Genomic DNA, 26,961 nt, shown 5'->3' on the forward strand with positions numbered 1-26,961 from the left:
AAAATTTACTTTTATGAGCAGAAAAGCATTTACCGCCGAAGGTGCCGTGTCAGTAGGCCCTTATTCGCATGCCGTAGAGACCGGTAACCTGTTATATTTATCTGGCCAAACCCCGATTGATGCCGCAACCGGCAAGCTGGTAGAAGGAGACATTTCCGCCCAGACAAAGCAGTGTTTTATAAATCTGTTTGCTGTGCTGAAAGCTGCAGGCTTAACCCCGGACGATGTAGTGAAAGTAAACGTGTTCCTGACTGACATGGCAAACTTTGAAGCGATGAACGAGGTTTACAAAACACAATTTACAACGCCATACCCTGCCCGTACAACTATAGGTGTTGCCGCACTGCCTTTAGGCGCTCAGGTAGAAATAGAGCTGATTGCCGCCCGAAAGTAAGTTGTAAAGCTGGCCATCAGCCTAAAACGCTTTACATTTGCAGTATACCAACTATAGCCATGACAGACGAGCAGCATAACCCCTGGACTAAACTTTCATCAGAAGATATTTATCATAACCCCTGGATAAAGGTACGCGAAGACCGTGTGCTGACACCAGCCGGCAACGAAGGAATTTACGGTGTAGTAAGCATGAAAAACAAAGCTATTGGCATTATACCGATAGATGATGAAGGCTATACTTACCTGATCGGGCAGTACCGTTACCCACTTGATGAGTATAGTTGGGAGATTCCGATGGGCGGTGGCCTGGTGGAGAATGATATTCTGGAATCGGCAAAGCGCGAGCTGCAGGAAGAAACCGGTTTTACAGCTGCCAAATGGACAAACATTTGCCGCCTGCATACCTCCAATTCTGTTACCGACGAAGAAGGCTTTGTTTTTCTGGCGCAGGAACTAACGCCCGGAGACACCGCTTTCGAAGAAACGGAAGTGCTGCAGATAAAGCGCCTGCCTTTCTCAGAAGCCGTCCACATGGCTATGAACAACCAGATCACCGACGCCATCAGCGTAGCCGGTATCTTAAAAGCCGCTCTTTTGTTAGGTGTGAGTCTGAACCGGGGTTAAGGGGATTTGATGGATAAGTAGGGTTGGGCCGACTGCTATAGTTTATTGTTTCACCCCTTCCTAACCTTCTCCTTTTGTCGAGAGCCCCTACCCCAAACAGGGGAAGGAGCCTGGTTATTGCTATAGTTGCTGCAGTACTAAATTTCGCTGGCGCTGGTTTGTAACCCATGTCTAACGATATGGTTGAGTTTGTAACCCAACTGGCCCGGCAGGTTTTGTCAGAATCAGGATTTTCAGGATTAAAGGATTTACAGGATCAGGGCTTTTGCTAAAGTTTTACCTTACCCCATCCCTCTCCTAAAAACAGGAGAGGGCGCTTTGATGTTGATGCTATAGTTGGAGCTAGAGTTTTATAGTTGGCACTTGTCATCCCCCTACCCCCTTCAAAGAGGGACAGTTTCTGCTACTGCTATAGTTTGCCTTATAGTTTTAAATTTGGCAATTAACCCACCCCTGCCCCTCCCAAGAGGGGAATTTCTGCCATTGCTATAGTTGATCCTATAGTTTTATAGTTACAGGCAACGAGCAGGCAGGCATAGCCTGCCTCTAGGAACTACTACCACGGAAAAGCGATGTAACTATAGCCTATCACCAAACTCATAAATTAACTATCGAAGGATCTCAGTCTTTGGGTTGAGCGCCTTGTAGATTTCTGGTGCCGCCAGGCATTGCGAGGTACGAGCAAAAGAAATGTACACCGCGCGATGCCCGAAGACGGGGCCCCGCGGCCGTGAGCGCACCAAAGCAGAAATGAAACGATAGGTCAGTAAAGCTCCCAGGATCAGTAGTAACTATAGCATAAACTGCTTGTGGCAAGTAGTAACTATAGAATATATAAGATCCTTCGGCTAACGCTCAGGATGACATATAATAAGCTGAAATAGATTTCTCATGAATTTCGAAATATCAGAAGTAGAAACTATAGCATTGGTATCACACAATACTTTTGAATCATTCTATACCTGAGTTGGTTTTGGGAGCGTTGAACAATGGCGGAATATTCTTACATTTGAAACCATGAAAGTGCTCAAATACCTGTCGCAACGCATTTATACAACTTGGTGCTGTACCTGGTTTATAGTGCCATTTGTGGTAACATATCCTGTTCAGGTATTTCTTATTCGTAAGCCACAGTGGCACAGGCATGTTCATAACATCAACAGGCTCTGGTCTGCCATTTTTCTACGCATGTTCCTTACGCCGTTGCAGGTGGAGTGGCGCATGAAGTTCGACCCGAAACAACGTTACATTTTTACTCCCAACCATAGTTCGTACCTCGATATACCCATGATGCTGCGGGCTATCCCCGGTTTTCTTAACTTTGTAGGTAAAAGCTCGTTGGCTAAGGTGCCGCTCTGGGGTAAAGTATATGGTACGCTATACATCAGCGTAGACCGCAGAAGTGCCATGAGCAGCGCCAAAAGCTATATCCAGTCTAAAAAAACGCTGGATGAGGGCCGCAGTCTGGTTATTTTTCCGGAGGGAACTATAGGCGAGACAGCCGGAGAACAGTTGCTGGAGTTTAAAGACGGACCGTTTAAGATCGCGATTGAAAAGCAGCTGCCCGTTGTGCCGGTCTCGATGCCGTATAACCAGCGCTTTATGCCCGACGTGGAAGAGGTGGGGCTAAAAATCCGCCGTCATCCGCTTAAAATGATCATACACGAGCCAATTGAAACCACAGGTATGACACTGGAGGACCTGCCGGCTTTAAAAGAGCGCGTATTTCATATTATTCAACAAGAGTTAACCAAACACAACTATAACAAGGATGTCAACAGATATTCAAACCATCAGAAAATTAGCACATCTGAGCAGACTGGAATTTAGCGAAGAGAAAGAGCAGGAGATGCTGGGCGACCTGAACAAGATCCTGAACTGGGTAGACAAACTACGTGAACTGGATACGGAAAACATAGAGCCCCTGACGCACATGACTGCCGAAATGAACGTGATGCGCGAAGACGTAGCCAAAAATACCATTACCCACGAAGAAGCATTGTTGAACGCTCCTAAAAAAGACTCCGATTACTTTAGAGTGCCAAAGGTACTGGAGTAAGCGGTAAGCCTGTTTATGAGTAAAGCGAACTTTTGGAAGAACTGGGATGCTACCCTGAAGTATCCCTATCTTTTTTTACTGGTGCTTTCGGCGGCGGCCCTGCTGCTGGGCGCTTACTATTATATAGCCGGTAATACTGCTGCCTACGCCTGGGACAAAATCACAGACCTGCAGGTGGTATCGGTACCGGTGCATGAAGTTACGCGACTACTCCAACCCTTTACACTGTATGCCGACGGCTACCTGCTGCTGGAGCAGTATGATGTAGGCCCCCTTGAAGTAAAAACCTGGCCTGCTGCTGTTTTCCTGGGTATTCTTGCCGTTTGCATTGCCTTCTACAGTGCTGCCATCAGTACCATGCGGCAGATCCCTTACTTTGCCGGGGTACTGCTGCTCATGCTTTTCCTGGCATCCTTCAACATAGATCAACTACAGATCCTGGGCGCTGAATCGGGGCAGACAACACTGCTGATGCTGATTATTCTGTTGGCTGGGCTGAGCTATGCTTTCCAGGCGTTCTGGAAACACGTTTCGTTTGGGCTGCGGGTAGTGGCCATGTTGCTGACGCTTCTGGTAGCCGGTATAGCCATTTTTGCCGAATCCGGGTTTTCGCCTTCGGTTACGGCCTTGCACCTGGTAAACTATAGTTCGCTGGCCACGCTTGTAGTTGCGATAGTCTTTATAATCTGGGTATCGTACGAAAATGTAAATGCCCTGCTTTGGATCAATACACAGGGAGCCACACCGGAGCGCCGTTTCAGTATGTGGCAGTTTATCCTGATTGCGGGGCTGTACCTGCTCAACCTGCTGCTGCTTTACCTGCGCAAGATCGGTTACATACAGGCCGATATGGTGTTCGTAAATGCCTACTTCCTGCTATTGCTTTCGGTAGTGGCTGGCTTTTGGGGGATGCGGCAACGCGAAGCTTTCTATGGCAAACATTTTCCGTTCAGGCCTACAGGTGCGGTATTATACCTGGTTTTTGCCACTGTAGCCTTCCTGAGCATCGGCTATGCCTTTGTTACTTCCAGCGACTCCATTACGGTGCTGTACCAGGACATGATCATTTATACCCACCTGGTATATGGAGCTCTTTTCTTCCTTTATCTGCTCATGAATTTCGGCAGGCTGATAAAAGAGCGAAAGGCCGTGTATAAGGTGGTTTATGAGCCGCAGGTATTTACATTGTTCTCGTTCTTCCTGATGAGCACTGTAATTCTTGCTATCCTGATCATCCGCTCGCAATACAGTGTTTACTTTAATGCGCAGGCAGGTTACTATAGTTATGTCGGTGATATTTACCAGGCATCTGGGAATACTGTACTGGCAAAACGCTTTTATGAAGAAAGTGATGTATATGACCTGAACAACGTGAAGGCAAACTATAGCCTGGCCACAATTTACAGATCGGAGTCGCAGCGCAACAACGAAATCCTGCACCTGAAGGGAGCTGCGAGCAAGCGCCCTAACCCGAAGTTGTATGTGCGCATGGCCAACCTCTACGACCAGAAACAATATTTTTTCGAGAAGCTGTATGTGTTGCACGAGGGCATAGATAAGTTTCCGGAAAGTGCTGAACTATACAATAACATGGCCTTGCTGTACATGCAAACCAGTGTTACCGATTCTGTAGAATACTATTTTAACCTGGCAGAGAAATTTAGCAGTAACAAAGAAGCCATTCAGAGCAACAGGTTGGCCTTTTATACACGACAGGGGATGTTAGAGCCTGCCCGCAACCTGCTTGCCGAGGCCCGGAATGCCGATTATAACCCACTACGAAGCAATGTGGCAGTGTTGCGCCAGTTGCTCGGCGAAAAAGCGGGTACAACAAGAACCAGTGATTATTTTGCGCCGGACACGCTAGAGGCTGTTGAAGAATTTACGCTGTTCTATAACGAAACCCTGAGCAGCCTGAACGACGGTGATACGACACGTTTAAAAGCAGTTGATCGTTATCTGAACTCACCGGGGAACGAGATTTTCCACGAAGACCTTTTATACAGCAAAGCACTCATACATCATTACAACGGTCGCCCTAAAGAAGCCAGAAATATAGTTGAGAACCTGGCCCTTTCGGTAAGCGGCCGGAGTGGTTATTACTATAATGCTCTGGCCGTCTGGATGCTGGAAGAAGAAAACTATAAAGCGGCTGCCCACTACTTTGGTCTGGCAAAAGACCATGGCTATAAACAGGCTTACCTGTCGCATGGATATGCGCTTGCGCTGGCAAACGAGCCACGGCAAGCCATAAACGCGCTACAGGAAGTAGGTTTTACAGAGATAGCCTCAGCGCAGGAAGTTGCCGGCCAGATGGCAGAAGTGCTGCAAGAAGATTTTGATACGATTGTAAAAACTGCCCCGGACGACGATAAAGTAAGGTATCTGCAAACCTATCTGCCAATGCTCAGTGTGAAGCAGGTGGATGCCCTGATCAACGCTATCAGCGAAAAGGAGCTTCGCCGCATTGCCCTGATCAATCGCATTGATTACCTGATGAATAAACATCAGTGGAAATCTGCCAATAAAGCCATTAAAGAAACGGCACCGCAGCTGCAGCCCGAAGGCGAACTGCGCAGTCGCCTGAACCTGCAACAGCTCAGGCTCTGGAATAATACCCAAAACTACGATGTGTTGCTAGACCGCATGGATAACCTGCATTTTACAACGCACGACAGAAAATACAAACTATACTTTAAGGCAAGTATTGCAGCCGCCAAAGGCCGTGACCGCGAAGCAGCTGAAAAATACCGACAGGCCGTAAAGTTGCTGCTTTACGATGAGGAAGTAGTAAAGAGGGCAGCAGCTTATTTTGCAGAAAAGGAGCCCGACGAAATGACTGCCTATGAGATTTTACTGGCAGGTATTACATATAATCCATTCTCGGCAGAGTTACAAAAAGCCTATGCGTTGGAGAGCCTGAACAAAGGGCTTAACAGCTATGCCGAACAGGCACTGGCAACGTTGCAGGACTTGCTTGCTGAAGAAGAATACACTACATTTATAAAGGAGTTTGAGCAGCACCGCGAGGCTGTTCAGCAGAAATTGGATAACTGGCAACTATAAAAACAGCCTGCATGAGCATCATCATCGATACACACCACATCTCTAAAGTATACCGCATGGGAGCAGAGGTAATCAACGCCCTGCAGGATGTTTCTATAACCATACACAAAGGAGAATATGTGGCGTTTATGGGCCCTTCCGGTTCAGGTAAATCCACACTCATGAACATCATCGGCTGCCTTGATACACCAACTGGCGGTACCTACATTCTGAACGGAAACGATGTGAGCAACATGACGGATAACGAACTGGCCGAGGTGCGCAATAAAGAGATCGGTTTCGTTTTCCAGACGTTCAACCTGTTGCCGCGTCAGACATCTTTAGAGAACGTAGCCCTGCCACTGATCTATGCTGGTTATAATAAAACCCAGCGCGAAGAGCGGGCGCAGAAAGCACTGGAAAGTGTAGGCCTTGGCAACCGTGGAAAACACAAGCCCAACGAACTTTCGGGCGGGCAGCGCCAGCGTGTGGCTATAGCCCGTGCCTTAATTAACGACCCAAGCATTATTCTGGCCGATGAGCCGACTGGTAACCTCGACACCAAAACATCTTACGAGATCATGGAGCTGTTCGAGAACCTGCATTCAAGAGGTAACACCATAATTATGGTAACCCACGAAGAAGATATTGCCCGCTATGCCCACCGTATAGTTCGTTTGCGTGATGGTTTGATAGAGTCGGATACTATAAACGAAAACGTAGCTACCGCAGCCATGATGCGGGAAGCGCACAGCATCAATGAAGATATACACTAAGACCGGCGATAAAGGCACTACCGCGCTGATAGGGGGGACCCGTGTAGCCAAATCGCATTTGCGGATAGAAGCTTACGGAACCGTTGATGAGTTAAATTCCTACATCGGGCTGGTACGCGACCAGGAAGTAAACAAATCCAGAGCTGACATACTGAAAGAGATACAGGACAGGCTCTTTACCATTGGCTCCATGCTGGCTACCGATCCGGATAAAAACGTGAAGATGGTTACGCCGGACCTGCATACCGAAGACGTACAGTTACTGGAAAAGGAGATCGACACTATGAGCGAAGAGGTACCGCCGCTGCGTGCTTTTGTACTGCCGGGCGGCCATCAGTCGGTATCTTTCTGCCATATAGCGCGTTGCGTGTGTCGCCGTGCCGAACGCCTTGCCATCAGGTTGCAGGAAGAGTCGCCGGTAGATGAACTGGTAATTATTTATCTAAACCGTTTGTCGGATTATCTGTTTGCATTGTGCCGCCGTATGACTTACGAGCTGCAGGCTGAGGAAGTAACCTGGAAGCCAAGAGTTTAATAACCCTTCACCAACAACTACACTATGACTACAGATACGCTAACTATAACTACACAGCAGGTACAGGAATCCCGCATTTCACAACTGGACTATAACAATATCGAGTTCGGGAAGATCTTTTCGGACCACATGCTGGTAGCTGATTACAAGAATGATGCATGGCAGGCGCCGCAGATCTTGCCTTACGGTAACATGTCGCTAAGCCCGGCTACTTCTGCTATTCACTATGGTCAGGCGATTTTTGAAGGCATGAAAGCTTATCGTAGTGCAGATGGCGATATCCTGTTATTCAGACCGTACGACAACTATAAACGATTGAATGTGTCGGCTGAGCGCATGTGCATTCCGCAGCTGCCGGAAGATATTTTTATGCAGGGGCTGGAGCAATTGCTTCGTTTGGATGCTGCCTGGGTGCCACCAACCGAAGGAAGCGCGCTATACATCCGCCCGTTCATGTTTGCCACCGATGATTTTATTGGTGTAAGGCCATCTTCCAACTATAGATTTACCATTTTCTCGTGCCCGGTGGGTGCCTACTACAACGCGCCGCTGCGTGTAGCCATCGAAACCAACTATGTGCGCTCTGCTGATGGCGGTGCAGGTTATGCCAAAGCCGCAGGCAACTATGGCGCGGCGCTTTACCCGGCACGCCAGATGCAACAGAAAGGCTATCATCAGCTTATCTGGACCGACGCCAAAGAGCACAAATACATCGAGGAATCGGGCACAATGAACGTGATGTTTGTGATAGATGGTGTGTTGGTAACGCCTGCCGTAAGCTCAACAATCCTTTCGGGTATCACCCGCGACAGCGTACTGACGTTAGCCAGAGACTTGGGCTACAAGGTAGAAGAGCGCCGTGTAAGCGTGGAGGAAGTAGTGGAAGCGCACAGAGCCGGCAAACTACAGGAAGCATTTGGTACTGGTACCGCCGCAACTATAGCTCAGATTGCTACTATTCACTATAACGGCGAAGACCTGGAATTGCCGCCTTTTGAAGGAAGAGACATATCAAATTCGGTTGCCGCTGAACTGGATAAAATTAAAACCGGACAGGCTCCGGACCCATACAATTGGGTTTACAAGATTAACCTGTAAGTACAGAACTATAAAGTGAGATGCTGAAGTAAGTCCTGTGGATGTTGCTTCAGCATCTTCTTGTTTAAAATAGAGTATAGGCACTAAACACAAACTATAGAACAATGACTGCAGAGCAGGTAAAAGATTTAAAGGCGCGCGTAGAAGCCTTGAGGAGGTACCTTTGACTACGACAACAAGAAAGAGGAAGTAGCCACCATCGAGGCCAAGACCACAGCTCCTGACTTTTGGGACAACTCCAAAGAAGCCGAGAAGGTGCTGAAAGAGGTAAAGGGCATTAAGGTATGGACCGATCACTACGAAGAAGTAGAGAAGAAGTATGGCGACTTCGAAACGCTGTTTGAGTTTTACAAAGAAGGCGACGTAACCGAAGAAGAGATTCAGCAGGAATATAAAGCCGCACTGGAAGCAGTAGAAGGGCTGGAGTTTAAGCGTATGCTCAGCGGTGAGGAAGATCAGTTAAGCGCTATTCTGGAAATAAACCCGGGTGCCGGTGGTACCGAAAGCCAGGATTGGGCCGAGATTCTGATGCGCATGTACATCATGTGGGCTGAGTCGCATGACTTTAGTGTGAAGCAGCTAAACTACCAGGCCGGCGATGGCGCAGGAATAAAATCTGCTACGCTAGAAATTACCGGCGACTTTGCCTATGGCTACCTGAAATCAGAGATCGGGGTACATCGCCTGGTACGTATCTCTCCTTTCGATTCCGGTGGGCGGCGCCATACATCGTTTGCCTCGGTGTTTGCCTACCCGGTGGTAGATGATACGATCAACATTGAAGTGAACATGGGCGACATTGAGTGGGATACTTTCCGCTCGGGAGGTGCAGGTGGCCAGAACGTAAACAAAGTTGAAACTGCCGTACGCCTGAAGCACAAGCCAACTGGTATTGTAATTGAGTGCCAGATAGAGCGCTCTCAGCTCATGAACAAAGAACACGCCTTACGCATGCTGAAATCCAGGCTCTACCAGATAGAGGTGGAGAAGCGTAACGAAGAACGCGATCGGATCGAGAGCACTAAAAAGAAGATTGACTTTGGTTCGCAGATCCGGAACTATGTACTGCACCCCTATAAGCTTGCGAAGGATGTAAGAACAGGCGTAGAACGCACAGATGTGCAAAGTGTGCTGGATGGCGACCTGGATGATTTTATAAAAGCCTACCTGATGCAGCAGTAAACAGCTGATAAAAAACCGGATAGCCGGTGTGCCTTGCCATTCAACGCTAAGGTGCACCGGCTTTTTTGTAACTATAGTTATCAATTAGCCTCTAAACTGTGTGTTTGCACATCAATTTGGCTATTAAAAGCAATTGTTCGTCGATTTTTGATTCTTAAATAAGCTTTTAATAAGATTAAATTTGATTGGGCACGTATAAGGAATTGTTTAACACCGATTGCTCTCCCTCTACATGCAGGCCTACTTTGGTGGTCTTTGAGGAAAACTATAACGTTTCCTGAACTCTTCTACCTTGTAGCTCTACTTAGCAATTACTCTTCCATAAACACTGCAGCCAGGCATGCGCAGCCCGGTAGTGGTTGTTTGGCTCGTGTAATCTGCATAACCTCTTTAAATCATCTTATCAATGAGAGCAAATGAAAAAACTATTACTTCTTAGTTTTGTCTTGATGTTCACCCTCTTTCAGCAGGCGTTTGCACAAGGCAGGACGGTGACCGGTACCGTAACGGACCGCGCCAACGGACAAGCCCTACCGGGCGTCGCTGTAATAGTACAAGGCACCACAGTAGGTACATCCACCAACGTAGATGGCGCTTATACTATAAACGTACCGGCAGGTAGCAATACACTCGAGTTCCGATACATTGGGTACCAGACAGTAACCCGGAGCATCGGCAACGCAACAACTATAAATGTGGCTTTAGAAACCGATGCACAGCAACTACAGGAAGTTGTGGTAACAGCACTGGGCCGTGAGGAAGAAGAAAGAACACTGGGATATGCTACGCAGCAGGTGAACTCGGAGCAGCTAACTCAGGGTCGCGAACGAAGCGTAGCCAACGCGCTGCAGGGTAAAGTGGCCGGGGTGAATATTCAGAGCCAGGGCGGTGGTCCGGGTGCTTCTACCAGGGTTGTTATCAGGGGTGCGAAATCTGTATTACAAAGTAACCAGGCGCTTTTTGTGATAGACGGCATACCCGTAGATAATAGTAGCTCCGGTACAGGAGATAACCTGAACAACGGTATAGATGTCGGTAACCGCGCCAACGACATTAACCCGGACGATATCGAGTCTATCAACATCCTGAAAGGCCCTGCTGCTGCTGCCTTGTATGGTTCCAGAGCGGCAAACGGAGCGATCATGATCACCACGAAATCCGGCAGGGGAGCTACCAAAAAAGCTGAAATGTCTTATGTATCATCTTACACAATAGAAGACGTGCTCCGCTATCCTGAATTCCAGAACCGTTATGGAGAGGGCTTCTTCGGTGCACCCGACCTGCTGGAAAACACCAGCTGGGGCCCGGTTTTTACAGGCGAGGTATTGCCTTGGGGCCAGATCATAAACGGACAGCAACGCTATAAACCATATGTAGCCCTGAAAGATAATATCAAGGAGTTTTTCGATTATGGATCAACCTGGATCAATACGATCTCACTTTCAGGAGCAGCCGAGAACGCAACCTACTACGCTTCTTATTCCAACACGAGCCAGAGTGGTATAGTACCTACTACAGACTATAGCCGTAACTCGCTGGCAGTAAAAGGAAGTACCAAACTGCTGAACAAATTTAACTCTTCGGTATCTTTAACCTATACCAAATCGGGCGGCGACTTTGCCATGACAGGGCAGGGCAACTCTGTATTCAATCAACTTATCCAAACTCCGCGTGATATTCCGGTTCGGGAGCTGGAGGATTTGTCAAACCCTTTTAACGATGAGGCAGGCTATTACTCTCCTTACACCATAAACCCATACTGGTCGCTGGCCAATCAGACTTTCGAGAACGATGTGGACCGCTTATTTGGTAACATAACCATCGGATACGAAGTGATTGAAAAACTGAATGTTACCTTCCGTTTAGGTACAGACTTTTACAATGACCGCCGTAAGCAGTGGATGGCCATACGGGATGTGGAGGGGCAGAATGAGGCCAACAACGATGATGGTATGTATTCTGAGACACAGCTTTACTACCGTGAGATAAACTCCGACATCATGGCAACCTATGGCTTCGATATCTCAGAAGACCTGAACCTGGAACTGTTGATCGGACATAACATTAACCAGAGAACGAACGATAACCTGTTTGCACAAGCGGATGCGCTTGCCAACAACCAGTTTAAATCTCTTAGTAACATAGTTGGTACCCCATTAGCGACCAGTTTCCGTGATATCAGAAGGCTGGTAGGTGTTTATGGTTCTGCCAAACTGGGCTTCAGAGACTACTTGTGGTTAGAACTTACCGGACGTAACGACTGGTCTTCTACACTGCCTCTAGACGATAACCGCTTCTTTTACCCATCTGTTAACATAGCATTTGATGCTGCCAATGCATTTGGTTTAGCTGATAATTCACCGATCAACTTTGCAAAGATCAGGGCAAACTATGCTAAAGTGGGTAACGACGCACCAAACTTCTTTACCCGGTCTGTCTTTGTATCTGGTAACATCAGCGATGGCTTTGCCGGTACTGACCTGAACTTCCCATTTGCCGGTATACCTGGTTTTGAGGTGAGTAACGTAATTGGTAATAACTTCCTGCAGCCAGAAGAAACCAGTTCATGGGAGATAGGTGCGGACGTAAGAATGCTTAAGGAGCGCCTGCGCTTCGACGTGGCTTACTACGATTCTAAGTCTGATAATCAGATTATTAGTGTGCCAATTTCGTTTGCTACCGGCTTTGGTTCTGCCAACCTGAATGCGGCTACCATACGCAACAAAGGGGTGGAACTGCTGGTTGGCGGTATCCCGATCGAAACCAATGACTTTACCTGGGACATCAGCGTGAACTTCACAAAAAATGATAACGAGGTAGAAGATGTATTTGGTGAGAACGAGATCTCGCTGGGTGGTTTGGCATCTGCAGCCCTTGTTATTTCAAGAGGCCGTCCTTATGGTACCTTTAAAGCAGAAGATTACCTGCGCGATCCTCAGGGCCGCATCGTAGTGAACGCTGCTACAGGTCGCCCAAGAACAGCGCCAGAACAAACTTACCAGGGAACCATACAACCAGACTGGACAGGCGGCCTTGTGAATACGCTTACCTATAAGGGTGCTCGTTTCTCCTTTGTGTTTGATACCCGCCAGGGTGGTAAAATGTATTCCAGAACAAGAGGTACCCAGCGTTTTGCAGGTACTGCACCAGAAACGCTGTTCAACGACCGCCAGCCATACATCATCCCTAACTCAGTTGTTGAGGTTGGTAGCACAGGTGAGTATGTAGAGAATACTACTCCGCTTACAAATGATAACCTGTACGAGTATTGGGGTAACCTGCCTGAAGGTACGAATATAGTGGATGCTTCTTTTACCAAGCTGCGCGAAGTGAGCTTGAGCTACAAGCTGCCGGCATCTATAGTTGAGAAAACCTTCTTCGGTAATATAGAAGTCGGTGTTTCCGGTCGTAACCTGATCCTCTGGACACCAGATGAGAACACATACATCGACCCTGAGATGAACAGCTTCGGTAACGGTAACCTGCAAGGATACGACTTTAGTAGCACACCAAGTACACGGTCATGGGGTGCCAACATCAGAGTCACTTTTTAAAGATAACTGAAGATCAAGACCATGAAAAGAATATATAAATACATGCTTGCAGGGGTGATTGCCACTTTAGCAGGACTTACTGCCTGCGATGACTTCCTGGATGTGAACGATGACCCTAACAACCCGCCTACCTCAACGCCGGCGTTAACATTACCGGCAGCGCAGGGGCAACTGGCCTATACTTTAGGAAACCAGTTCCAGTTTTTGGGTAACTTCTTCGCACAACACTGGACCCAGGCCGGAGCAGCTAACCAGTACTGCGACCTGGAACTATACCAGATCACATCTTCCAGTTACGATGCCAGGGTATGGGGTGAACTTTATGCCGGCGCCTTAAACGACTTCAGATTTGTAAGCCAACAGGCACTTACCGACGAACAGAACAACTACGCTGCTATTGGCCAGATAATGGAAGTGTATACTATACAGGTGATTACAGATGCCTGGGGTGATGTGCCCTACAGTTCAGCATTGAACGGACTCAATAATCTTAATCCGGAATATGAAAGTCAGGAAGACATCTATAATGACATGGTGGTTCGGCTGGATTCAGCAATCGCGCTGATTGATCCAAGCGGTGCAACACCAGGTGATGATGACCTTGTGTACGGTGGTAATATGACCGAATGGCTTAGATTCGCCAACACGCTTAAACTCAAAATATTCCTGCGTCAGGCTTATGTACGGCCGGATGTAGCACAGGCAGGCATTCAGGCAATGTACAGTGCAGGAGCAGAGTTTTTGCAGATTGGCGAAACCGGTGACATAGCGTTTGCCGACCAGACTCAGAACAGGAACCCATTCTACCAGACCCAGGTAGTTTTCAGGGGCGGTGTGGACGTAGTGGCCAGTAACACGATACTGGATTATCTGCAGGAAACAGAAGACCCAAGAATAGATAAGTTCTTTTCTCCGGCACAGGCTGGTAGCAACCAGGGTAGTTTTGTAGGCGTGGACCAGGGTGTGGAATGTACTCCTGACCGTACTGGTAACCAGTCGAACACTGTATCAAAACCAGGGCCAGCGGTTGCCAGTCCAACAACTGCAGTACCTTACATAACAGCAGCAGAGAGTTACTTTCTGCAGGCTGAGGCCGTTGCCCGCGGCTGGACCGGAGGCGTAGGCGATGCCAGTGAGCTTTATGCCCAGGGCATCCGAGCATCGCTGGATTATGTGGGTGAAGATGTGGCTGCAGCAACAGCCCTGTTACAACGCGTACCTTATCCAACAGGTGGTTCAGTAGAAGCACAGGTAGAGCAGATCATCACCCAGAAATGGGTATCGTTTAGCGGAACCCAGGGTTTTGAAGCCTGGACCGAATATCGCAGAACCGGTTATCCAAGCTTTATAGAGCCTTCAGCAGCTTCTACCTTGGGTACTGGTCTTATTCCGAAACGTTTACTGTACCCTAACACTGAGGCGGTAAGAAATACGAACTACCCTGGCCTGGTGGAGATAGATGTACCGGTATGGTGGGATGTGAAGGACTAATTAAACCTTAAAAAGTAAATAAAATGAAACGCATAAATATAAGCTTAAGGTTATTTCTGCTCACAATGCTGCTATTTGCCTTTAGTGCCTGTGAGAAAGACGACGATACAGCACATGTATCGGGCATTACAACCTACGCCCAGTTTGAGATGAGTGGAGACAGGTTTAGCTCGATAGTGCAGGGCGGAGAATTTGTGGACCCGGGCGTAACAGCCACTGAAGGGGAAACAGAGCTACCAGTAACCGTATCGGGCACCGTTGATACCAGTACACCCGGAGTGTATGACATTGTATACACTGCCGTAAACTCAGACGGTTTTCCAGGTTCCACTACCCGTACAGTAGCTGTATTGCCAGCGCCTGAACAGGCCGGTGTTAACATTGCCGGAACCTACGTTAGAAGCGGTGTATCATCAACCGTAACCAAACTGGCGCCTGGTTTTTACCTGATGCCGAACGTGTGGGGGCCTAACCTGATCCCGTCCTATATAATAACTACTGATGGCGTTAATCTGACCCTGCCAGGCAATGCACTCAGTGGTTTCGGACCTGTGGAAGGTACAGGAACTTTACAGGGCGGTGTGATGACACTACTCGTGTCGTTGCCAAACTTTGGTATAGCAGATAGCAGAAGGGTGTGGGAAAGACAGTAGAACCCGGACAATCAAATTCATGAACGATAAAATAAGATAGCGATGAAACCAAAATATATTTTACTGCTTGTCATGTTCCTGTCTGTAGGTTTTATTACCTCCTGCGATGATGACGACGATGATGAGATTGAGTTCACTTCCACGTACCCGCTTTCCGGCGACTGGACAGTAACCTTTAGTATAGAGACAGCGCCAGGCCAGTTTGAGCCATTGGTAGACCAGGGGGAGCTGCTGATCTACAATACATCTGCAAATATACCAACTGAAATATGGGTTGATGACCATGGCAGCTTCTGGGATTTTAAAGTGAAATCTCCTGCAGATGCACGTGCCCGCACATTTGGCGGCAATGAGCTGCAGAATGAAACCTACGACTCTCAGGTAACTATAACCAATGGTCAGGTGTTTGTGGATGCGGTGCGTGTAAACGGTATACTACGCGATAGCATTTACTTCCAGGTATCGTTTAACGACGATGAAGATGCGGAGGGCAATCCTGACCCATTCGGAACCATTTACCACGTATATGGGCACAGAAGTACTGGTTTTGAATAATCATTTAAGTAGCTAAGAAGTAAAAAGACAGGTTAAACAGCCTGTCTTTTTACATACCTTAAAAACGGGGCTTAAACCTAACATCCATCTAAAACCCGGCGCCGCCTTTATGAAAGAGCATGTACACCCCATTGCCGTCGTGGGCTTTTTGTGCCTGTTTTTTTTACTTACAACTATAAAGGGAGTATGTGCAGGTCGGGCTTGGCAAAGCAACTATATCAAAATCAGTGGTGTAGTGCGCGATGCAGCAAATGGCGAAGCAATTCCCGGCGTTACAGTGTATGCAGCTACAGGCAAAACAGGTGTAACTACAAACGAGAGAGGTGCTTATAGTTTAAATGTACCCGCTGGCCGCGGCACGCTACTGGTTTCTTTTGTAGGCTATGGTAAAGACAGTATAAACTATAACAGTACCCGCGATATAGTTCTGAACATCCCTCTCCGCCGCGCTACTGTGCAGTTATCAGAAGTGAATGTAGTAGGAGCCCGAGAACGGCACGACAATGTACGGAGCGTGATGAGTGGCATTTCCAGCATCGACATTAACACGATCAAAACCTCACCGGCGCTTCTGGGCGAGGCAGATGTTATTAAAAGCATTAAGCTATTGCCCGGCATCAGTTCGGTGGGTGAAGCGGCGACCGGCTTTAATGTGAGGGGCGGAAGCATTGACCAGAACCTGGTGTTGCTGGATGATGTGCCCATCTTTAATACATCCCACCTGTTCGGTTTTTTCTCCGTTTTTAACCCTGATGCGCTTGAAAGCATAACGCTGTACCGTGGTGGCGTACCGGCGCAGTATGGAGGTCGTATTGCATCGGTGCTGGATGTAAAACAGCGTGAAGGCAACCGTACCAATTACCTGCTGAGTGGCGGTATCGCGCTCATCTCGGGTAGGTTAACAGTAGAGGGACCGATTACAAAAGAGAAAAGCTCTTTTATAGTTGCAGGCCGCAGTTCTTACTCAGACTGGCTCCTGAAAAGGGTGCCAGATGTTAACATAAAGAACAGCCGTGCATCTTTCTATGACATTTCGGCAAAAGCAGGCTATACGTTTAACGAGAAAAGTAAACTTACCCTGTTTGGGTACCGCAGTTATGACCGCTTCGGCTTTTCCGGGGATACCTTGTATAACTGGAGCACCAACGCTGCAACTATAAAATACACGCGCATTTTTAACACCGATTTTTATGCGGATTTAACTGGTGTGCTTACAAACTATAGTTTTAAAGTATTAACCGAAGAACCTGCTACAGCATCTGAATACAGCAATGGGATTAAGCTGGCCAACCTGAAAGCTGACTTTTACCTGACCAAAAACAGGCACCAGGTGACATTTGGCGCCTCGGCAGTAAACTATAGGTTTGCACAGGGCGAGTTGCAGCCTGCTTCTGGTCAATCAGAAGTGCAGCCGGTAGTTTTACCTGAAGAACATGCCCTGGAGAGCGCTTTGTACTGGAACGATGAAGTAAAACTTTCGGATAAAATAACGGTGATGTATGGCCTGCGGTATTCAGTATATGCAGTGTACGGTCCGGCATCGGTATACCTGTACCAGGCAGGCGAACCAAGGCAGGAGGGTACTATTACAGATACCTTGAACTATAGCAGCGGTGAGGTAATTAAATCTTACCACGGTCTGGAGCCGCGGCTTTCTGTAAATATTGGCCTTGGTAAAAACAGCGCCGTAAAAATTGGCTATAACCGCAACCGGCAGTACCTGCACCTCATTTCCAACACTACTTCTATTTCGCCAACCGATATCTGGAAGACGAGCAACACATACCTTAAACCACAGATTGGTGATCAGGTTAGCGTAGGATATTTCCGGAACAGCGGCGACAACCGGTTTGAAGGCGCGCTGGAGTTATACTATAAGCGCATTGAGAATATACACGACTATAAAAACGGGGCCATACTATACCTGAACAAAATGATTGAAACGGACCTGTTGCCGGGCAAGGGCAGGGCATACGGCTTGGAAACAAGCATCAGCAAAACGGCTGGCCGCCTGACTGGCTGGGTAAACTATACCTATTCCCGCACCGAAATTGCCGTAAATGGGGCTACTGCAGAAGAAACTATAAACCAGGGCAATTACTACCCCGCCAGCTATGATAAACCGCATACCCTGAACCTGGTAAGCAGTTATGAACTAAACAAACGGCTTGTGGCCTCACTCAACTTTACCTATAGTACAGGCCGCCCCATTACAGCACCTGTTGCACATTATGTAATTGATGGCTACATCGTGCCGGATTTTGGAGAACGAAACGCCTACCGTATTCCCGATTATCACCGGCTGGATCTGTCGCTGGCTGTACTCCCAAACCGATCCAGAAACAAGCGCTGGGAAGGAACCTGGAACATTGCTGTGTACAATGTGTATGGTCGCAAAAACCCTTATTCTGTTTTCTTTAAGCAGGTTTTTGGTTCACCTCCCAGAGCGTATCAGCTGGCGGTGGTGGGCGTGCCGCTACCATCCATTTCCTACGATTTTAAATTTAGGTAATGCCCTATGAAAAGTCTGAGACTTATTTTTTTGGCAGTAATACTGCTGCTTTTTAACAGCTGCGTCGATCCACTGGAACTGGAGTTGGACCCAGATGCCAGGCGGCTGGTTGTAGATGGCATGATCACAGATGAGCCAGGGCCCTATAGTGTACGCCTGAGCCGGAGCAAACAATACGATTCCTACCACGACAACTGGAGTGTGGTGGAAGCTGGTGCCCGCGTTATTATTTCCGACAACAGAGGTAACCAGGAAACGCTAACCGAAACAGCTCCGGGGCTTTATCAGACAAGTGCCGACGGCATCAGAGGTCAGGTTGGAGTTACCTATACCTTGCAGATAACCACAAAAGGCGGCCAGCAATATACTTCGGCTCCGGAAACCATGCAGCCTGTTGGTCCTATTGATAGTCTGTATTTTGAGGTCAGGCCTTACTTTGAGCTGAATGAAGAAGATGTGCAGGTAACACGGTATGCCGTGCATGTGCTGCTGGATGCGGAAGATCCGGCAGCAGAGAAAAACTATTATATGTGGCGCTGGCAGGGAACGTTCAGGGTAAGTACCCAACCCTGGGACTATACCGAGAAAGTAGGAAACGTACGTGTACCAATGCCAAAAGACTGCTGCGAAACCTGCTGGGTTACAGCCAATACCAACAGCATAAACGTGCTAGACGACCGGCTGACAAACGGAACCAATTTAAAGCGGCATCTGGTTACCCATATACCGGTAACGGAACAGGCGTTTGGTTTCAAATACCATCTTGAGGTAAAGCAATATTCGCTCTCAGAAGCGGCTTTTAACTACTGGCGCATTCTCAAATCGCAAATAGAGCGTGGAGGCAGCATACAGGACCCGCCTCCAGCTAATGTTATCGGTAATATGAGTAGCATCAGTAACCCGGATGAGCGTGTGCTTGGTTTTTTTGGAGCATCAGCAATGGCCAGCAAAGCTTTTTTTATAAACCGGGAGGAACTGGGCATTCGGGTAGGGCCGTATGTTATGCCCGACGATTGCCGCGTGCTCTCTAACAGCACTACTGTGCAGCCGGTTTTCTGGTAAAGTGCTGTTGCATTTATAGTTTGGTACTGCATTACCGGTATATTTTTTATGTAGCTTTGTGCCGTATGTTGGTTCCAGATCTTAAACTACAGGTATGTTATTAGCAGGTTTCAGCGGTAAGATTTTAGAAGCAGGTGTAGACGAAGCAGGACGTGGCTGCCTGGCCGGACCTGTAGTTGCCGCTGCCGTAATCCTTCCACCAGACTATAAGCATAAGCTCCTCAACGACTCTAAGCAGCTTAATAAAAAGCAGCGGGAACTGATACGTGAAGATGTGCTGCGTGATGCCGTAACATGGGCTATTGGCGAAGCCACACCTGCCGAGATAGATGAGATCAATATTTTGCAGGCAACATACCTGGCTATGCACCGTGCAGTTGCCAGTTTAGCAGAAACGGCAGAGTACCTGATTGTGGATGGGAATCGTTTCAAACCCTATGCCGGTGTGCCACATACCTGTATCGTGAAAGGAGACGGAAAGTATCTGGCTATTGCGGCAGCTTCGGTGCTGGCAAAAACGCATCGCGATGATGTGATGCAGCAACTGGCTAAAACCTATGATATGTTTGGCTGGGAACGTAATGCCGGTTATCCTACCCCTGAGCACAGGCAGGCAATTGCCCTGCACGGAGCCACACCTTACCACCGGCGCTCGTTCACACTTTTACCTAATCAGCTGCCAATTTTCGAACTATAGAACCATAGTCTACTTTAACTTTATCAGGTCCAGAAACAGGCTGAAGCTATCTAACGACGATTGGTTGTTATTGAAATTATCGAAACTGAGTGGTTTAAGAATGTAACCTGTTACCTGAAGTTTCTGCATAGCCAGGCGGTCTGACTCATCGTTGGAAGTAGTCATGATAAACACCGGAATGTGGCTGAACTCCGGGTCGTGACGCAACTCAGTTAAAAACTCGATGCCGTTCATCTTCGGCATGTTTATATCCAGTAAAATAACGCTGGGCGCAGGCGAAATTCGGGGCACCCCATCGCCACGCAGCATCTTTAAACCCTCACGACCATTACGTGCCACATGCAAAGGTTGTGTCAGGCCAATCTTTTTCAGCTCTCGTTCTACATTCATTATATCCAGGTAGTCGTCTTCTACAAGCAGGATATTGTTTACTTTTTCACTCATTTATTAAATGTATAAGGGTGCTCTAACACAAAAATAATCAAATAAATATAATTTACTTCTTAGGCCAGGTAAAAGTAAAGGTTGCTCCCTCGCCTGGTTTGGACTGTACCTGAATGGTGCCGCCCTGCCATTCTACAATCTTTTTAACTATAGTCAGGCCTACCCCGGTACTCTCAAAAGCATCGCGCTCCTGCAACGTTTGGAATATAACGAAGATGCGCTCATGATAGTCTTTATCGATGCCCGGACCGTTATCAGAAACAGAAAACGTGTAATAGTTATTGTGTTCCTGGTACCCGATCGTGATCCGCCCTTCCGGTTTGTCATGGTACTTGATAGCATTACTGATCAGGTTCGAAAATACCTGCTCCAGTGGTACGCGTGCTGTATATAACACAGGCAGGTAAGCCGGCAATATGATCCTGAAATTCTCTGGTATGGCCAGCAGTTCAGTAATTTCAAGAAGCAGGGCACGTACGTCTACTTCTTCTTCCTGCGGCGTAGAGCGGCCAATGCGCGCCAGGGCAAGGATACCGTTGATCAGGTTTTCCATGCGGTGTACGCGTGTGCGCATCATGGTCAGGTATTGCTTTACATTCTCCGGAAGCTCTCTGCCCATATCTTCTTCTACCCACCTGGAGGCTACTTCTATGCCACGCAAAGGCGCTTTCAGGTCATGCGATACCACATACGCAAACTGGTCGAGCTCCTTGTTGGTGCGCTCCAGTTCAGTAAATGTTTCGTCTATAGTTGCAGCCATTACATTAAGCGAATGCGATAGCATACTCAGTTCGTCATTGGCTGTATCAACAATCTGGGTTTTGTATTCTCCTTTCGAGATACGGTCGGCCAGGTTCACCATTTTCATGATGCGGCCCGTGATCAGGCGGGTAATGTAATACGCCCAACCCAGACCGAGCACTACCGAAAGTATAGTCAGGATAGAAGAAACCTGCCGGGTAGTTTCAATACTTTTATTTAGGCGGGCAGTACGTTCCCCCCTTATTTTGTACTCATAGGCATTAAACTCACTGAACGCTACACGCATCGAGTCCATCAGGATTTTTTCGCCCAGTACCAGACTGTCGATTTTCTGTGATAATTCTACCGTGCTGTTATGCATATCAGCACGGGTCATGGCAATAAGGGGCCTGGCATACTTGCGTTGCCAGGCAAGGTGCATATCCCGTATGTGCTCAATTTTTTCTACCTGTTCTTTAGACTGGCCAACAAACTGGTTTATCTCTTCAAATAAGCCCGGCAGGCGTTCCGTTGCCTGCGTGTAAGGTATCAGGAACGTCTCGTTACCATTTAGCAGATAGCCCCGGATACCAGTTTCCAGGTCGATGATATTGCGTTGTAGTGCGGCAGATGTACGCACCACCGCCTGCGAACGGGTAACCCAATTTGAGTTCTCGATCACATCTTCGGAGAGCCGGAAGTTAACTATAGCTACAGCTGTAAACAGTGCCGAGATTAGCAGGAACCCGACAAACAGTTTTACCGATAATTTCATTTAAAGGAATTTCTTTCTGCAAAAAGAGCGTAGCGGGGCATTGAGATAAAGATGCCGGAAAACGCTACAAAACAAATATAGTATTAATGATCAGATAATTAAGGAAAAATTACCTGGAGTATGATGTGCAGAAGGAGGTGATAAAGGGTAAAGAGTAGATTGAAGAGGCATAATTTTTGGGTTTTGGCTAAAATGGTTCTAAGTCCTTACGAGGCTTATGGTGCAGGGTTACATAAAATGTGCAGCATCAACCACAAGATGCCCAGGTTGACATTATAATGCTGGCAAATCAGGCAATAGTTATAGTTAGCTATAGTTACCGGGGCTTCTGTGCTGCCACAATATAAACGAGACTGCCTCCTGCCGAAATATATTCTTCTTTCTGCAGCTTTTGCTTCAGCATGATCTTGTTATAAAGTAGTTGTTCCCAGTATGCATCAAACTTTTCTTTGGTGCCGCCGCCTGCCATGTAATAGTTCAGGTTATCCTGGTAGTCATAGCCCATGGCTTCAGTCTCTATCCATTGCAGCATCTGCTCTACGCGCAATATCTTTTCCTGCGTATCGTAAGGTGGAATAATGGAAAGCGCTTTGTCAGATATCCATACTTTAATATTCTGTAAGCCTGCTTTAAGGAAAAGGTCTGGCACAACGTCGCCCAGCGAGTTAAAGCCTTCGCCCAGGTTCTTTTTCCCTTTCTCTATCCGGAGTTTTATTTCCAGTACATCCAGCATGCTCTCCACATTAAAGTCGGTTTCGCCGTAACGGTCGAACATGAGGTTGGGTACCAGGTTATTGGGTTCCAGGGCTACCACCCAGGCACCAGGCTTGGTAACCCGTATCATCTCCTGAATGACGCGCTGTGGATTTTTAACATGGATCAGGAGGGTCTGGCAAAGGGTAATGTCGGCAATATTGTCGGGCAGCGGAATTTCAGTGGCATTGCCTACTTTAAAGGTATAGTCTATCTGGTTGTGCCCGAACTGTGAGTGGGCCCGCTGGCGTGCTTCTGCAATATAGCCGGGTTCGTAATCTACGCCATACACGTGGCTGCCTGCAGGCATGTATTTCGAGAATTTAAAACCCATCATGCCTTTACCACAACCAATATCAACTAAGGTCTGGCTATAGTTCACATGCAGGCGCTGGGCCAGTAGTTCCAGGTAATCTTCGTTCCACCAGAATTCGCGGGCAGGGCCGAGGTGTTCCTCCGAGTGTAATTTTTCGTTTTGTTCGCTCAATTATAGATCAGGTTAAAGTAAAAAAATAAGCCCCTGCCATAGCAGAGGCTTATTCTATAGTTTACTAAACAGGTTTATTTCATTTTTTTCCACTCTGCAATGGCCTGTTCATTCATACGTACATATTCAGGGTTGTTTTCCTTCTTGGCTAAAGCTATAGATTGCTCTGCGGTTTTTATAGCGCCTTTATAGTCTTTAAGCCCTGCCTGAATTTTAGCCTGTGTGTGCAGGTTCCAGAATTTTGGATCGTTGACGTTAGCCTTTTTCATCCACTCTAAAGCCTGCTTCAGATCTTTGTTTGCACTCAGGTAATAAGAAGCAGCTGTAGCATACATGGCTGGCGATACGTTAGTACCGTTAATTACCTTTTCCTGTATCTGGGCCATCACTTTGCTGTCTACTTCTGTAGTTACAGTAAAAGTGGCAATCTCCTTACCCCACGATAACTCTATATCTGCGCTATTGTTTTTAAGGTTAGCAAAGTTAATGGTAAAGCTCTCTACTGTTCTTGGGTTAGTCTGTGGTTTTACTGTGAAGCGAAGCAAATCGTTTGCCTGGTTATAGCGTGCATCGTTGTTGCCCCACAGCTCTTTGTTTTTATGCAGGATAATGGTCCATTCGTTTTGGGCAGGAACGGATAGGAGCACATATTCTCCGGCTGGCACTTTGTTGCCTTGTATTGTTACATCGTCGCTGAACTTGATCAGGGTTGGGCTGTTAGCTCCCGTGCGCCACATTTCACCGTAAGTTGCCACATCTTTACCAAATGTACGGCCACGCAGCGAAGGGCGTGAATATGAAACAGATACATCTGTTAAACCTACTTTTTGAGTAAGGGTAGCAGCCGGGCTGGCAGCCGGTGTCTGAATTTGTGCCTGAGTAGTGCCGGCCCCAAGAAGTAAAGCAGCAGCAAAAGCGAAGCCGATCAGTTTCTTTTTCATAAGTTTATTTGTTTTGATCTGTTTATGAATGAGTATGTAATATTAGCGATTTTTAGTGGATGTTAAACTATAGCCAGGCTTATAAACTATAGCCAACGCTTAAGCCAAAACGGGGTACAATGCCTGTTTCGCCTGTTTTTCTGTCCTTTCCTTCCGGCGAGATAAAGGGCGTCAGGCCGAAGCGAACGAGCAAGCCGCCTTTGGGTACCTGGTAGCGCAACCCCAACCGGGCAAAGAACATATTCTGCAGTAGTTCCGGCGCATCCGTAAACCGGCGTGTATAGCCAAGGCCCACTTCCAGGTTGCTTTTGGACTTACCATACATGGCGTAAACTTCTACGGGCACAACAGGGTAAACACCTGGCTCCTCTTTCATAAAAAACAGGTTAGTTCCTACACCCGCGCGTAAACCACCTTTCCACTCTTCACGCTGATACATGATGCGGTCTAGGTTGAGGGTGTAGGCATCGGAGTTTCCTCCAATTTCGAGGTAGACGCTAAAAGGCGCACGTATATTTTGGGTAAACTCCTGTGCCTGAGTAGGAGCAGGTAAATAGAAAGCCAGAAGAACTATAAGGGTGCAGGTAAGGTAAATGCGCATGCAGCAGGCAACGTTGGCTATGAGTATAATTTTGTACCGAACTTACGAAAAATATAAGGTTAAGTATATAGCAGTAAAATAAAAAACCTGCCGGGGAAGCTCCGACAGGTTTTCAGGAAAATCAATAAGTATACTTTTAGCTGAGCTCAAACTGTAGTCTGAGCAGGTTGGCGTAAATGCCGTCTTCGTTTGCGGAGAGTACCTCGTGAGAGCCTTCCTCCACAATCTCGCCGCCATCTATCACCAATATCTTGTCTGCTTTTCTTATAGTTGCTAAACGGTGCGCAATAATGATAGTGGTTCTGTCTTTCATGAGCACATCCATGGCTTGTTGTACCAGTTGCTCCGACTCTGAGTCAAGAGAGCTGGTTGCTTCATCAAGTATAAGGATGGCAGGATCTTTTAAAATTGCTCGGGCAATGGCAATGCGCTGGCGCTGCCCGCCTGAAAGTTTTATACCGCGTTCGCCAACTAAGGTCTCCAAGCCTTCCGGGAAAGACGTAATGAAACTATAGGCGTTTGCTTTTTTAGCAGCATCAATAATTTCGGCTTCTGTTGCCTCGGGGCGACCATAGGCAATGTTCTCGCGTATAGTTCCGCCAAACAGCAGCACTTCCTGTGGCACAATGCCGATATTGCCGCGCAAAGTAGTCAGGTCCATGTCACGCAGGTCTTTGCCATCTACGGTTATAGTTCCGGCATGCACATCGTAAAAACGCATCAGCAGCTGTATAATAGTTGACTTACCGGCACCGCTTGGGCCAACTACAGCTACCTTCTCACCGGCAAGAGCCTCAAAGTTGATATTTTTAAGCACCTGTATATCCGGGCGGGTAGGGTAGGAGAAAGCAACTTTTCGGTAACTGATGTTGCCCTGTACACGGGGCACTTGGCTAAGTGCGGTAACGCTCTTATCTGTCGGTTCTTCCTGCTCCTGCAATATCTCTAAAATGCGTTCTGTAGCCCCTAAAGCCGACTGCACCTTGCCGTATAGTTCACCCAGGCCACCTACAGATGCCCCAATAAAGGCCGTGTATAATACAAACGAAACCAGGTCGCCCTGCTGAATATCGCCGTTGGCTACCAGGGTAGCACCATACCAGATCACGAGTATAATACCTCCGAACAAACCTATGATAATGAAAGAGATAAAGGCACCGCGGTAATTTGCCGTAGTGATGGCCGTTTTTACTGCCTTGCTGAGTGTAGTGCGGTAGCGGGCAACTTCAAACATTTCGTTCGTGAATGCTTTTACCGTGTTTATAGCCTGCAGGGTTTCCTCTACAATCACGTTGGTATTTGCCAGTTCGTCCTGGGTTTTCTTTGCCAGTGTCTTAATTCTGCGCCCAAAAACCAGTGCCAGAACTATAAGCACCGGGAAAGTAGCCAGCATAAACAACGACAGCTTGATAGACGTCCACATGATGATGATGACGCCAACTATAAGCGTTGTGGATTGCCTGAAAAGCTCAGCCAGTGTGATGGACATGGCATCCTGCACCTGGGCCACATCAGTGGTAATACGGCTGGTAATTTCGCCTACGCGTCGCTTCTCATAAAACGAGATTGGCAGCTGCATAAACTTGCTGTATAAATCCCTGCGGATATCGGCTACGGCATTTTCGCTTACCTGTGCAAAAAAGTAGACTCTGAAAAACGAAAATATACCCTGCAGCAGGATCACGCCGAATAACCCCATCGCGATCACGTTAATGTCTGACAGGGCGCCGTTGGTGTTGCCGGATGTTGAATCGAAAAGCTGACCTACCAGGTATGGGAAGGCCATAAACGTAAGGCTTGAGAAGACCAGAAACGTGAGGCCAACTATAAACTTATATTTGTAGGGTAATACGTAGCTGAAAATGCGGAGCCCGCGACGAAAGCTTTCTTTTGTGATCTTCTTCCGTTCTTCGCCGTCCTGTGCTCCTGTTTGCCCGAATCCGCGTTTTGCCATTAATAATACTGTGCGTTAAAACTATA

At 47.5% G+C, this 26,961-nt stretch carries 22 protein-coding genes; 16 read left to right on the plus strand and 6 right to left on the minus strand.

From position 1 onward, the window contains the following. The first annotated feature begins 13 nt into the window (after positions 1–13). The 16 genes from GXP69_RS11025 (at position 14) to GXP69_RS11100 (ending at position 20,239) form a co-directional block, all read left to right on the plus strand. The gene (locus GXP69_RS11025; RefSeq protein WP_163915114.1) at positions 14–394 is read left to right on the plus strand and encodes a RidA family protein; all 381 of its coding nucleotides are present in this window, start codon (positions 14–16) and stop codon (positions 392–394) included. Positions 395–453: 59 nt separating this feature from the next. Further along, entirely contained in the window at positions 454–1,020 is a 567-nt protein-coding gene (locus GXP69_RS11030) for an NUDIX domain-containing protein (RefSeq protein ID WP_163915115.1), read from the plus strand. Positions 1,021–2,037: 1,017 nt separating this feature from the next. Next, positions 2,038–2,850: a lysophospholipid acyltransferase family protein gene (locus tag GXP69_RS11035; protein ID WP_204281997.1), complete on the plus strand. Its 813-nt coding sequence runs from the start codon at positions 2,038–2,040 to the stop codon at positions 2,848–2,850. Then, on the plus strand, positions 2,792–3,079 hold the full coding sequence (gene gatC / locus GXP69_RS11040; protein ID WP_163915116.1) for an Asp-tRNA(Asn)/Glu-tRNA(Gln) amidotransferase subunit GatC: 288 nt from the start codon (positions 2,792–2,794) through the stop codon (positions 3,077–3,079). The genes GXP69_RS11035 and gatC overlap by 59 nt, the downstream gene beginning before the upstream one ends. Positions 3,080–3,094: 15 nt before the next feature. After that, positions 3,095–6,145, plus strand: coding sequence for a tetratricopeptide repeat protein (locus GXP69_RS11045; protein ID WP_163915117.1), 3,051 nt, complete (start codon positions 3,095–3,097; stop codon positions 6,143–6,145). A gap of 11 nt (positions 6,146–6,156) precedes the next feature. Beyond that, positions 6,157–6,900 (plus strand): ABC transporter ATP-binding protein, encoded by a 744-nt coding sequence (locus tag GXP69_RS11050; RefSeq protein WP_163915118.1) that lies wholly within the window; start codon positions 6,157–6,159, stop codon positions 6,898–6,900. Beyond that, entirely contained in the window at positions 6,884–7,435 is a 552-nt protein-coding gene (locus tag GXP69_RS11055; RefSeq protein WP_163915119.1) for a cob(I)yrinic acid a,c-diamide adenosyltransferase, read from the plus strand. Before GXP69_RS11050 ends, GXP69_RS11055 begins: the two co-directional genes overlap by 17 nt. 24 nt (positions 7,436–7,459) lie before the next feature. Further along, a complete protein-coding gene (locus GXP69_RS11060) occupies positions 7,460–8,533 on the plus strand; it encodes a branched-chain amino acid aminotransferase (protein WP_163915120.1) in 1,074 nt (357 codons plus the stop codon). A gap of 104 nt (positions 8,534–8,637) precedes the next feature. Then, positions 8,638–9,715, plus strand: a protein-coding gene (gene prfB / locus GXP69_RS11065; RefSeq protein WP_163915121.1) for a peptide chain release factor 2 whose coding sequence is annotated in 2 segments (ribosomal slippage) — positions 8,638–8,697 and positions 8,699–9,715 — 1,077 coding nt in all. Because the reading frame shifts where the segments join, the coding sequence is not laid out codon by codon here. Between the two features lie 449 nt (positions 9,716–10,164). Next, on the plus strand, positions 10,165–13,269 hold the full coding sequence (locus tag GXP69_RS11070) for a SusC/RagA family TonB-linked outer membrane protein (protein WP_163915122.1): 3,105 nt from the start codon (positions 10,165–10,167) through the stop codon (positions 13,267–13,269). A gap of 21 nt (positions 13,270–13,290) precedes the next feature. Then, a complete protein-coding gene (locus tag GXP69_RS11075; protein WP_163915123.1) occupies positions 13,291–14,760 on the plus strand; it encodes a SusD/RagB family nutrient-binding outer membrane lipoprotein in 1,470 nt (489 codons plus the stop codon). Positions 14,761–14,783: 23 nt separating this feature from the next. Then, positions 14,784–15,413: a DUF5011 domain-containing protein gene (locus GXP69_RS11080; RefSeq protein WP_163915124.1), complete on the plus strand. Its 630-nt coding sequence runs from the start codon at positions 14,784–14,786 to the stop codon at positions 15,411–15,413. A 42-nt stretch (positions 15,414–15,455) separates the two neighbouring features. Then, positions 15,456–15,968, plus strand: a complete 513-nt coding sequence (locus GXP69_RS11085; protein ID WP_163915125.1) for a lipid-binding protein — start codon at positions 15,456–15,458, stop codon at positions 15,966–15,968. Positions 15,969–16,077: 109 nt separating this feature from the next. Beyond that, entirely contained in the window at positions 16,078–18,480 is a 2,403-nt protein-coding gene (locus tag GXP69_RS11090) for a TonB-dependent receptor (RefSeq protein ID WP_163915126.1), read from the plus strand. A 6-nt stretch (positions 18,481–18,486) separates the two neighbouring features. Next, on the plus strand, positions 18,487–19,542 hold the full coding sequence (locus GXP69_RS11095; RefSeq protein WP_163915127.1) for a DUF4249 domain-containing protein: 1,056 nt from the start codon (positions 18,487–18,489) through the stop codon (positions 19,540–19,542). Positions 19,543–19,636: 94 nt separating this feature from the next. Continuing rightward, positions 19,637–20,239: a ribonuclease HII gene (locus GXP69_RS11100; protein ID WP_163915128.1), complete on the plus strand. Its 603-nt coding sequence runs from the start codon at positions 19,637–19,639 to the stop codon at positions 20,237–20,239. Positions 20,240–20,248: 9 nt separating this feature from the next. Here GXP69_RS11100 and GXP69_RS11105 read toward each other — a convergent pair whose 3' ends face one another. The 6 genes from GXP69_RS11105 to GXP69_RS11130 form a co-directional block, all read right to left on the minus strand. Beyond that, positions 20,249–20,683 carry a response regulator gene (locus GXP69_RS11105; RefSeq protein ID WP_163915129.1) on the minus strand — a complete coding sequence of 145 codons (435 nt, stop codon included), beginning with the start codon at positions 20,681–20,683 and terminating at the stop codon, positions 20,249–20,251. Positions 20,684–20,735: 52 nt separating this feature from the next. After that, positions 20,736–22,199 carry a sensor histidine kinase gene (locus GXP69_RS11110; protein ID WP_163915130.1) on the minus strand — a complete coding sequence of 488 codons (1,464 nt, stop codon included), beginning with the start codon at positions 22,197–22,199 and terminating at the stop codon, positions 20,736–20,738. A 316-nt stretch (positions 22,200–22,515) separates the two neighbouring features. Beyond that, positions 22,516–23,439 carry a class I SAM-dependent methyltransferase gene (locus tag GXP69_RS11115; RefSeq protein ID WP_163915131.1) on the minus strand — a complete coding sequence of 308 codons (924 nt, stop codon included), beginning with the start codon at positions 23,437–23,439 and terminating at the stop codon, positions 22,516–22,518. 74 nt (positions 23,440–23,513) lie between these two features. After that, a complete protein-coding gene (locus GXP69_RS11120) occupies positions 23,514–24,380 on the minus strand; it encodes a DUF2911 domain-containing protein (protein WP_163915132.1) in 867 nt (288 codons plus the stop codon). A gap of 79 nt (positions 24,381–24,459) precedes the next feature. After that, positions 24,460–24,981, minus strand: a complete 522-nt coding sequence (locus tag GXP69_RS11125) for a hypothetical protein (protein WP_163915133.1) — start codon at positions 24,979–24,981, stop codon at positions 24,460–24,462. A gap of 136 nt (positions 24,982–25,117) precedes the next feature. Continuing rightward, positions 25,118–26,935, minus strand: a complete 1,818-nt coding sequence (locus GXP69_RS11130) for an ABC transporter ATP-binding protein (RefSeq protein ID WP_163915134.1) — start codon at positions 26,933–26,935, stop codon at positions 25,118–25,120. Between the last annotated feature and the right edge of the window lie 26 nt (positions 26,936–26,961).

The sequence above is a fragment of the Pontibacter burrus genome (assembly GCF_010686685.1).
Lineage (GTDB): Bacteria > Bacteroidota > Bacteroidia > Cytophagales > Hymenobacteraceae > Pontibacter > Pontibacter burrus.